The following is an 11,059-nucleotide window of genomic DNA, read 5'->3' on the forward strand; positions in this document are numbered from 1 at the left end:
TTAATGGCACACCCAAAAAATTTCCCCTTTGACTTATTGATTATACTGGAAAAAAAGATGCAGCAAGAAAGAAGAGTTTTTTGTACTATAGATAAAGGTTACGGCCTAGAACGAGAAGAACAAATCGGTAAATTAAAAGTATATTTCGAAATACAATCAAATGGAGATATATCACCAATTAATGAAAATGAATTTTTCTGCGACACAGAACAAGTATTTGTCACCAGTGGTTACTCAGAAATTAAAGACAGATTTAAAAGCAATTTATTTGAAGTTATATGCGTCCCTACGAACTTTGAACAAAAAGATGGCAACTGTAAATATGTAACTCGCGCCAGCTCTTGTGAAGAGATAAAGGGGTTGCAGGTTTGTCAAATATTTGAGGAAAAATTACCCTCACCAAATAACCCATTAATTGTCGTTAATGACAATCCGATAACGAAAACTTTACTTGTCAAAGATGGTGATTTTATATATGGCCCATTTGACTATACCAGCTCTTATGATGAAAAAACTGATAGATTCATACTTTCACTTAAATCAATTAGTACTCCACTGAGCAAAATCCCCCAATACCATATAGGGAAAATAGGGATACAAAAATGTGTCGCATATATTTCAGACGGAAAGCACGGGCCTACTTTTTTAGCTAACATAAAAAAAGCATTAGATGTCATAGATGATGAGATAGACTTCATTACCGATGATCAAATCATATCAACATATGGTAATAAAATTGCTCTAAACTCAGATTTTAGATCCTTTACAAAAGGAACTATTGCACAAATAAGAAAACATTTTTCATCAACTAACGAGTACCGGACGTTTCCTCAGCGCTTTTCGCGATTATTTCAATGTTTGGAAGACTCATTAGAATGGGACGATACCAAAACAGAATTAATCAAAGGATTTTTAGCTACTAAAGAAGGTAAAGATATATTAGTTAACTACATTTCTAAAAATAAAGATGATTACTTTAGAGAAGAAAAAGCAAATTATCTTAAAAAAATAGCCGAGGAAAATAAAAAACAACAAGATTTAATTGATGAGTTACAAGAAAAAAAGGAAAGTTTAGAATCTGAAATAAGAAAGAAAACAAGAGAGCGGAATGATTTTGAACTTAATAATGCAAGTAATTTATCAAGTCTAACAGACGAGAAAAGAAAATTAATTGAGTCCCAAATTACTTTCGAAAGAAATAAATTAGATAGTTTAATGAATGAAGTTAGAAGTATAGAAGACAAACATAAAAAACTTAAAGAATATGATAATCTGCATGAACAAATCCAAACCCTAGAAAATGATCGAGATAGGGCTCGAGATCGAAAAAAACAGATGGAAGAACAAGTTAATGAAGTGCAGGCAAAGCTTAAAGAAAATAATGAAAGCTTGACTAGCCGCTTAGTTAAATTAAAGCCTGATGTAGATGCTTTGTGTGGATTACGGCCACGTGCAGAAGTTCGCTATGTCGATTTTAATGTAAGTGTTAGAACAAATCACTCCTCTAATGATATTGAAGACATCCGAGAAGATTTGATTGACACAGTTTTAGACTCTTTGAATAACCTTGGAAGAAAAACTGATTATTTTACAGCCGCCAACATATTAACTACAATAGCTCAATGTCAGTTTACCCTATTTAGCGGGTTACCAGGCACAGGTAAAACCTCATTAGCTAAAATGTTAGGGAATTGTTTAGGTTTAAAAAACCGCTTTCTTAATATACCGGTAGCTAGAGGTTGGACATCATCAAGAGATATTATTGGGTTTTATAATGCTTTATCACAGTCTTTCTCCCCAGCTGCAACAGGTCTTTATGAATTAATTCAACATTTAAGTTCTGAGTTAGAAGAAAATAAAGAAGCCGCAGCTTCTATAATATTATTGGATGAGTTTAATTTATCTCAACCTGAACACTACTTTAGCCCATTTTTAGAAATGGCTGATCCTGAATCTAAAAGAATACTTGCTACAGGAAATCCAGATAAAGCCTATCTAAATATTCCGGATTACCTACGCTTTTTAGGCACAATAAATCAAGATGAATCAGTCCAATCACTAACACCTCGATTACTAGATCGAGCTGCGATTATAAGTTTTGATGACTTCGAGCCTAATTATGATCTAAGCATTATCACATCAGATACCAACTTTGAATTCTCGCCTGAAGCTATTAGTGGAAGGAAATTCATCGAAATATTTAAAGCTAATAGCCTAGAGATGCCAGCCGATATTGAGAAAATTCTCCAGTCAATAATAATGACATTAAGAGATGATCGTGCAGAATATGGCATTCCTATTATTATTTCTTATAGAAAAATAAAAGCCATTAGATCCTATTACAATGTTGCAGGCCCTCTAATGTCTACAGAAAGTAAATATTTAGGCTTAGATTATGCAATATGCCAACATATCATTCCGTTGCTCAATGGGTATGGTCAAGGATTTGGTAAAAGATTAGAAGCATTGTTAATGATTTTACCGGATGAAATGGAAAAATCACTTAAAATGCTTAAAAGAATACTGAACCAAGGTAGCCAAAATATGTTTGGTTATGGATATAATTTATGATCCAATGGCAAGTTTTCATTAACTCAACTGAAGAACACTCCTGTGTTGAGCTCTCACATAAAGAAAGGTTACAAATAAAAGAAACTGATAGTTTATTATTTGTAGTTCAAATGAGCACTGACGATTTTTCTACCTGGGGATCACCAACTATAGTATTGGGTGATATCCCATTAATTATGAGTTTGCACGAAAATGTGGATAATGATTTTTATACCTTTATCTCAAATGAGCCGATAGCATCACATAAGTCAAAGTTTTTTTATAATTTCTTTGGTGAAAGTGAAGTTACACTCTACTTTGATAACAAATATCAAGAAGCTGTAACTGTCACTTTTGATATTTTAGCAAGGAAAGAAAATGCAGTGATAGCTAATGAGATGTTAAATTTTTTAACCGAAAACATTGAAGATGCTATAGCTATATGTTTTTCAAGAAGTAAAAGAGGTGCTGATCTGACTGGCGACAATGGCCATAATTTTAATAAGGTTGACGCTATTGATAAAACTGTACATTATTTAAGAGACTCTATACAAAAATTTGTTCGAGAAAAAAAATCTTCAATCGATTTAAAAATGATACTTTCAGAAAATGGCCAGCCAACTGGCCCTGATTCTGTATACTGGGCATTAACTAATCTTGATAAACTATCGCCTGCGAATGAAGATAGCGTTAACATTTACTTTAATAATAGAGGATATCATTATGATAAGTTACCAAAGGAAATTTCCGAATATAATTACGACGTATACGAGAACAGAGTAATTAATTCTTTTTTGGCAGGCGCTGAAATATTCCTAACTACATTGAAAAACGAATATAATGTTGAGCATGAGTATTATCAAGATAGCCTGAACCCTGATTACGTAAGGTTCGATCATACTATGGCCAGATTCTCAAAAATGGCTTTAGATGTTAAAGTCAAAGAAATTGAATCCTTAGTCATTAAAGTCAGAGAATTAAGAAGTCTTTATTTGCGAATTCTTCCTTCTAGATTTAATGTATTGACCCTTCCAAAAATAACGTCGTTCGTTGCTAAAAAAAGCCATTATCGAGAAGCATTTTCATTAATTGAAAAGTGTTATAGAGCACCTGCGCCTGATTTTTCCAAAAACAAATTACTATTAGGATTGAAAAACCTTTCAATCATTTATGAACTAACTGCGCTGTTAATGCTGCATAAAGAAATAGAAAACACTTTTCACACTAATGTATGTATTCAAAATTTTAGAGCTCATGATGAATCATATCCTTTTGGGGGGATTGATGAGGAAAGGCCTGAGGGAATAATAAACAATCATTTCGTTTTTACGAGCCCTGACTATTTAATAGATCTACTTTATGAAGCAAGAATTTATCCTTACAGTGACAATAGAAGGCCGGGAGATTTGATTGACACAAGTAATACCCATGGTTCAATTAAATATGGGAAACATCATTTTTGCCCTGATTTTGTATTAAAAATCACATCGAAGAAATGGGGAAATACTTTTACAGTGATTTTAGATGCTAAATTTAAAGATATTAATACAATAAAATATTATGATTTTGAAAGCCTTACTAACAAATATCTTTTAAACATACACTCCATTAGTAACGATGGAGATATAAAAATATCACCTATTGATATGCTAATCATATTATTCGCTCATAGTAAACATGGTAACACATTAAGAAGCGTTGCTCCTCGGCACTGCGTAACTGGCCAATTCCCGGTATTCCCGCAATCAACAGCTATAGCCCTACATCCGAACGAACCATCTTTATTAAGCGAACACTTAAATAGTATGAGAAATTTGATCTCAAAAGGCCTTGGCATAAGGTTTTCTTAAGGGAGTTTTTAGTGTTTATTACATAAAAACTATATCCGAATGGGTATGATGTTTATGTAAGCAAGCTGTTTATATAATACTGTAATCATGTAAGGCGTACTATCCCTTAGTTGGCACTGTAATGATTATCCAGTCACATCAGGAGAACACGAGATGTCTGAGCATCCAAGGATTGCGCTTATCGGCCCAGGTGCAATCGGTACGACTATCGCTGCCGCGCTGCATGAAGCTGGCCGCACGCCTCTGCTTTGCGGGCGCACCGCTCACCCGCAGTTAACGCTGCGCCACGAGGAGGGCGAAATTATCGTGCCCGGCCCGGTACTGAGCGATCCGGCGGCGGTTTCTCATCCGTTCGACATCGTCTTCGTGGCGGTGAAAGTAACGCAGGTCGCTGACTGCGCGGGCTGGTTGGCAACGCTGTGCGATAAAAACACCACTGTGTGTGCCCTGCAAAACGGCGTTGAGCAGAAAACTCAGCTTGCCCCCCTGGTTAACGGTGCCGAAGTGCTGCCGTCGATAGTGTGGTTCCCCGCGCAGCGAGAGCCAGACGCCTCTGTCTGGTTACGCGCCACGCCGCGACTTACCCTGCCGGATGTTCCTCAGGCAAAACGGGTAGCGGAGGCGCTTAGCGGCACACGCTGTACGGTAGAGCTCTCGTCCGACTTTATCTCTCTCGCCTGGCGCAAGCTGCTGCAAAACGCAGTCGCAGGCCTTATGGTTCTCGCCAATCGCCGCGCGGGGATGTTCTCACGCCCGGATATCACCGCCCTGGCCCTGGCCTATCTGCAAGAGGGGCTAGCCGTCGCCCGCGCGGAAGGTGCGACACTCAATGACAGCGTGCCCCAGGAGATTGTGGACGGTTTTCACCGTGCCCCGGCGGATCTCGGCACCTCGATTCTTGCTGACCGCCAGGCTAACCGCCCGCTGGAGTGGGATATCCGCAACGGCGTGATACAGCGTTATGGCCAGGCACAGGGTATTCCTACGCCCATCAGCGATGTGCTGGTTCCTCTGCTGGCCGCTGGAAGCGAGGGGCCGGGTTGATGCCGTTACCCTTCCCTCTACTCCATCAATTTATTTGACCAATTACGTTAAACAAATGGCATTTATTCTCACTATGTAACGCGTAGAGTAGGCATATCGAAAGCAGGCTCCGGTCTGCCGCCTATTTCTCTGAAGTCAGGATAAACGCCATGAAAAAGATCGGATTTTTGTCATTTGGTCACTGGACGCCGTCGCCGCAGTCTGGAACCCGTTCGGCCGCTGACGCGCTGCTGCAATCCATCGATCTGGCCGTTGCTGCCGAAGAGCTCGGCGCGGATGGCGCCTATTTCAGGGTGCACCACTTTGCCCGCCAGCTCGCCTCACCCTTTCCGCTGCTGGCAGCCGTGGGCGCGCGAACCAAGCGGATTGAGATCGGTACCGGCGTGATCGACATGCGCTATGAGAATCCGCTCTATATGGCGGAGGATGCCGGTGCGGCAGATTTGATCTCCGGTGGTCGTTTGCAACTGGGCATTAGCCGTGGCTCTCCGGAGCAGGTGATCGATGGCTGGCGCTACTTTGGTTACGCGCCTTCCGAAGGGGAAAACGAGTCGGATATGGCGCGCCGTCACACCGAGGTGCTGCTGGACGTGCTGCGCGGGGAAGGCTTTGCCAAACCCAATCCACAGCCGATGTTCCCAAACCCGCCGGGCCTGCTGCGCCTTGAGCCGCATTCTGAAGGTCTGCGGGATCGTATCTGGTGGGGCGCTGGCTCGAATGCCACCGCGGTATGGGCTGCCAAACTGGGGATGAACCTGCAAAGCTCAACGCTGAAGGATGATGAGACGGGCGAGCCGTTCCATATTCAACAGGCAAAACAGATCCGGGCCTATCGCGACGCCTGGGCGGAAGCGGGCCATACCCGTACGCCACGCGTCTCGGTCAGCCGCAGCATTTTTGCTTTGATGGACGAGCGCGACCGGATGTACTTCGGTTCAAGCCGTAACGAAAGCGATAGCATTGGCTTCCTCGATGAGAAAACCCGGGCAATTTTCGGGCGTAGCTATGCCGCAGAGCCTGACAAGCTGATCGAGCAGCTGAAGCAGGATGAAGCGATTGCCGAAGCGGATACCCTGCTGCTGACCGTGCCGAACCAGCTGGGCGTGGATTATAACGCGCACGTTATCGAGTCCATCCTGAAACATGTGGCTCCGGCGATGGGCTGGCGCGACTAAAACCTCAACCCGGCAGGACAAAACGCCTCGCGTGCTTTACGGCATGCGAGGCGTTATAGTTTATAGAGCAATTGATGCAGGCATACACTCTGGAGAGAGCCTATGAGTAGTGAAACACCCCTGAAATATTATGACATTGCGGATGAGTATGCGACGGAGGCCGCCAAACCCGTAGACGAGTCCGAGCGTGACGCGCTGGCGCGCTATTTCGAACTGTTGATCACCCGCTTAATGAATAATGAAGAGATCAGCGAAGAGGCGCAGCGCGAGATGGCCCTTGAATCGAGCATTGATGCAGAACGTATCGATGAGATCGCAGAGTTCCTCAATCGATGGGGTAATGAATAGCGTCTGTTCAAAGACGTAGTCTGCGCAGGCATTGTGCTTTACACTGCGCGCTGCAAAAATTGAGTAGATAAACGATTAATCAGGCGGTAATGGCGATGAACGGAACAATCACAACGTGGTTTAAAGATAAAGGTTTTGGATTTATCAAAGATGAGAACGGCGATAACCGTTATTTTCATGTGATTAAGGTCGCCAACCCTGAGCTGATCAAAAAAGATGCGGCAGTCACCTTCGAGCCCACCACCAATAACAAGGGTCTGTCGGCGTACGCGGTGAAGGTTGCCCCGGAAAGTAAATATATCTATATCGCGGGCGAGCGCATCAAGCTCACCTCGATCAAGTCTTACGTGGTTTACAGCGAAGAGGTCCCTGCTGATGCCGGTATTGATAAAGAGAATCCGGTGCTGTCGGTTGGTATCCTGATGAACAGCATCCGACCAAAGTCAGACGTCAAGCCGGGCGAAATGCGCTCGCTGAAAAAGCTGGCGATCACCACCTTCCAGGGCACCACGCTTATCTTCTCGGCAGATGAGATAGACATCGATGCCACGGTAAAAATGCTTAAGGTCTGACGTTACTCAAAGTAACGCTGCGCCCCCACCTTCCCATCTCCATATATGGTAGTTTGCCTTTCATCCTGACGCAGGCAAACTACCAAAAACATAATCCTATCAAGGCCAACCCCTCTGAACGTTATCCATGGCGACATTGATAACTTTTTCGCATTGATAAAAACCACGCATACAAATGGAACTGAGACATGATCGTGTCACCCCCCAACCTCCTTCTGAGAACGCTGCTGCTTCTCTTACTTGCCCTTGCGTTAAACGGTTGCTCTGTCCGTTACGATAAAAACGGTAAGATGCTTTTTAACCCCGATCTGGCGAGCGTGCTGGGTAATGAAGTTGGCCAATTTACGCTGGCCGATGGCTCAAAAGGTGCGCTTCGGGAACTGAATGGCCGCTATAGCCTGAAATGGAGCAATCTGATGATTGAGCGCCCGCTGGAGGGTGTGAGTTGGGTGAGGATCATCAACCAGTACCAGGTTGAAGGACATACGCTGCTGCTGTTAAAGGTCGCTACGCCCGCCTGCCCGGCGCAGTACCGTCTGGTAGACCTCCAGAATACGCGCTCCCAGGAGTGGGCATTTACGGGCATATGCGACATTGGGCCAGACGTGACGGCCAGCGCGGATAAACTGCAGCTGAATTTCAAGGTCGATAATCGGATTGAGCAGTTCAACTGGCAGCATGGTGAGGTTTACCATCGTCGGCTCGCGGTTCAGCAACAAAAAACCGTTCAGCATAACGCCGGTAATAAAACCACATCGTCCCGCAAGGCCAAACCTCAGGCCCCGGCTAAACCGACGAAACGCACGCAGGTTAAAGCCGCAGAGCCGCTGCCGCCGAAGGTCGCCCAGCCAGAGCTGGATAACTCCTTGCCCACTGAAATCTATCAGCCAACAAAAACCCGCCAGACAAGCCTGGGTATTAAGTCATGACGGAGCAGGCTACAGGAGATAGCCAGGTGCGGGACGGGATCAAGCGATCCCCTCTTCCCGCCTGGCAGAACTGGCTGGTGATGGGCATCACCCTCACCTATCTCATCTGTGAACTGGCGTTCAACTCCCGCCTGCTGGATCTGGTAGGCACTATTTCAACGGCAGAAGACGTTCACAACATGGAGCGGTACGGCAGAACCTTAACCGCCATTGCCGCCGCGCTTCTGGTATTACAGTTCGCCCTGGTGGGCATCGCCAGACTGAAAAGAAAAAATGTCTCTCTGTCGACACGGGCCAGCGTAGGTGAGGTGCTCTGCCTGTGCCTGCTGACCGGCGCAGTAACGTGGCATGCCGTGGAGTGGTTTATTGAACGTCAGGTTTCAAACAGCACGGGTGAGTTTCGGCAGATGTCTCTGCTGGCGCAGCTCTACCAGCAATCGCTGATTGATGGGCACCAGACGCTGGAGGGCATTCCGCTCGATAGTCACGGTGGTCAGGCGCAAACATGGAGCAGCCCGTCAGGCAAAGCATTTCTGGCGATGCTGCCGATCCTGCTCAGCTCCGTTGACCGCTATCATGAGCTGCTGAAAAGCGGCGCGGAACAAAATTTACGTGACAGCATCAGCGCCAGAGAGGGTGGCGTCCTTGGCTTTTATAAAGCCTGGATCCAGGCGCGGGAAGCCGTGCACAAACAGTACGTTGCCTACTACAACGACGAGATGGATATCAGCGAAACGGTCCGCCGGGAGCAGGAGAAAGCCTGGCAGCGGTATGAACGCTCGTTGCGTGCTAAAGGGCTGAGAACCTGGAATGTCCCCAGGCGCTATTATGCCAGCGTCCGCAGCAATGTCCGCGCTCAGGGTGTTCCGATAGCCAATAACTGGTCGCCATCCGACCGGGCTGGTTTTGATGCCGCAGTGGCGAAAACCGTCAGGCAACACTATCTCGCCCAGCGTACCGTGGTATTCAACGGGGTGACGATCCCCAAACGCCTCGACTGGGGCGTCTTTTTCCGTCAGGAGGTGGTGCAAAAATCACTCCGCGAAAAATTATTGCTTCCGGCAGGCACGCCGGTGCGCGAAGCGTATCCACTTAACGATGGACTGAAGCTTTTTGCCCTTGAGCTGCACACAGCTCATCTTAACGAGGCGGTGAAAGAGCAGTTACCGAAACTGCGTGCGTCGTTACGCAGTTACAGCATGGGTGGGGAGAATGAAAAGCAGGGAGAAGATGCCGCACGCGCGGTAATTGTGCCGCCTGTTGCGCTGATCTTCTCTCTTATTGGTGCGCTGACCCATCTGGCTAAACTGCTCTATTTAATCCTTGTTCCCCTGACTGCCGCCCTGTTAAGCAGAAAATCCTCGCGTGCCGTGCGTGTGCTTAATCATCATCCGCTGGTTTTCCCTGTGGCGCTGATCTCAGGGCTACTGGTGACGTTCAGCTGCATGAACAACAGCATCACCGTTTCACCAGCCTATCAGGATCTGAAAAACGCCTTACAGGGCGCTGAAATTACGATTACTGATCAGCCCCTGTTTCTGCGCGGCGAGTCGTTACTACGTATCGTGCACGCTGTCAGTATTGGGCAGAGCTACAGCTATCCGATGAATCAGTATCTGCGTCAGACCGCGCTGGGCGGGTTCGATTTCGGTTATAGCACACATGAGGAGTGATCCCCTGCGGGAGTCAACGCCTTCGCTAACAGCTGAGGCCAGATGGCCGCCCAGTCCGATCCGTGCGCCATGCCGCTGACAACGTCAACCTGAGTACAATGCCCACCAACGGCCCGCTGAAAACGCCGGGCTACAGTGGGCGGAACGGTTTTATCGGCATCACCGCTAAAATGGATCTGCGGCAGCGTACGCAGCGCGGAAGCGCTGTCGATAGCGCTGACCGCATCAGGCATTGCCGTAACATGATGTAGCGCATTCACATAGGCAACGTCGAGATTACCTGCGACGGTACGCAGCGAACGCACATCGGTACGACGCGCCGCCAGCAGCGCGGCAATGTTGCCTCCGCCGGAATAGCCTACCAGTTCAAGCTTTACGCCCGGATAGCGCGTCACAACCTGGCTGAGCGCATTGTCCATGGCATCAATGACGGCAGGAGAAAAACGCTCGTTCGTCCAGCGACTTACGCTGCAGCTGGGCGGTAAGGGCGGCCCGATGAACTGGCAGGGTCGGGCGAGATACAGCACGTTTTCATTTACATCGGCGGCGGCCAGCATCAGCCCGGTTGGGTTACGCGGCGTTGGATCGTCTGAAGCCTGCGTGCGGCTTTTCCAGGCAAAGCCATCACCCTCAATATATACACGCAAGCTGTTAACCGGCGGCACGATCCGGCTCCATGTGGCGAGCAAAAACGGTTCGGTTTGTAAATTTTCCCTGAGCAGTCCAGATCGTGCTGCTATCTCATTTGCCCCTGTCCGCGGATCGGTAGACGCGCACCCCGCCAATAAAAAAGATAAATTAATCAATGAAGCTATCACTAAGCCGTGGCGTTTTTTACTCATCCCCTGACGCTCCCTAACCCAAACCGCAATACTCATGGACACCGTGAATTTATTTCACAAAGAAATAATTAAACAA

General features: G+C 46.4%; 9 protein-coding genes. 8 read left to right on the plus strand and 1 reads right to left on the minus strand.

Annotation, left to right across the window (positions count from 1 at the left end):
* Positions 1–57: 57 nt before the first annotated feature.
* The 8 genes from WFN61_RS08830 to WFN61_RS08865 all read left to right on the plus strand — a co-directional run bounded on the left by WFN61_RS08830 (position 58) and on the right by WFN61_RS08865 (position 10,141).
* Entirely contained in the window at positions 58–2,571 is a 2,514-nt protein-coding gene (locus tag WFN61_RS08830; RefSeq protein ID WP_337038542.1) for an AAA family ATPase, read from the plus strand.
* On the plus strand, positions 2,568–4,400 hold the full coding sequence (locus WFN61_RS08835; protein WP_337038543.1) for a hypothetical protein: 1,833 nt from the start codon (positions 2,568–2,570) through the stop codon (positions 4,398–4,400). Before WFN61_RS08830 ends, WFN61_RS08835 begins: the two co-directional genes overlap by 4 nt.
* Before the next feature lie 153 nt (positions 4,401–4,553).
* A complete protein-coding gene (locus WFN61_RS08840; RefSeq protein WP_337038544.1) occupies positions 4,554–5,444 on the plus strand; it encodes an oxidoreductase in 891 nt (296 codons plus the stop codon).
* A gap of 149 nt (positions 5,445–5,593) precedes the next feature.
* Positions 5,594–6,619, plus strand: a complete 1,026-nt coding sequence (locus tag WFN61_RS08845; RefSeq protein WP_144816644.1) for an LLM class flavin-dependent oxidoreductase — start codon at positions 5,594–5,596, stop codon at positions 6,617–6,619.
* A 102-nt stretch (positions 6,620–6,721) separates the two neighbouring features.
* On the plus strand, positions 6,722–6,967 hold the full coding sequence (locus WFN61_RS08850) for a DUF2543 family protein (protein ID WP_144816646.1): 246 nt from the start codon (positions 6,722–6,724) through the stop codon (positions 6,965–6,967).
* A gap of 89 nt (positions 6,968–7,056) precedes the next feature.
* The gene (locus tag WFN61_RS08855; RefSeq protein ID WP_144816648.1) at positions 7,057–7,539 is read left to right on the plus strand and encodes a cold-shock protein; all 483 of its coding nucleotides are present in this window, start codon (positions 7,057–7,059) and stop codon (positions 7,537–7,539) included.
* A 290-nt stretch (positions 7,540–7,829) separates the two neighbouring features.
* Entirely contained in the window at positions 7,830–8,468 is a 639-nt protein-coding gene (locus WFN61_RS08860) for a hypothetical protein (RefSeq protein ID WP_337038545.1), read from the plus strand.
* Complete coding sequence (locus tag WFN61_RS08865) at positions 8,465–10,141, plus strand: hypothetical protein (protein WP_337038546.1); 1,677 nt, start codon at positions 8,465–8,467, stop codon at positions 10,139–10,141. Before WFN61_RS08860 ends, WFN61_RS08865 begins: the two co-directional genes overlap by 4 nt.
* Here WFN61_RS08865 and WFN61_RS08870 read toward each other — a convergent pair.
* Positions 10,120–10,983, minus strand: a complete 864-nt coding sequence (locus WFN61_RS08870; protein ID WP_257758609.1) for an alpha/beta fold hydrolase — start codon at positions 10,981–10,983, stop codon at positions 10,120–10,122. The two genes, WFN61_RS08865 and WFN61_RS08870, sit on opposite strands and share 22 nt — an antisense overlap.
* Between the last annotated feature and the right edge of the window lie 76 nt (positions 10,984–11,059).

Origin of the sequence: Pseudescherichia sp. AS216, assembly GCF_037152055.1 — a bacterium.
Lineage (GTDB): Bacteria > Pseudomonadota > Gammaproteobacteria > Enterobacterales > Enterobacteriaceae > Pseudescherichia.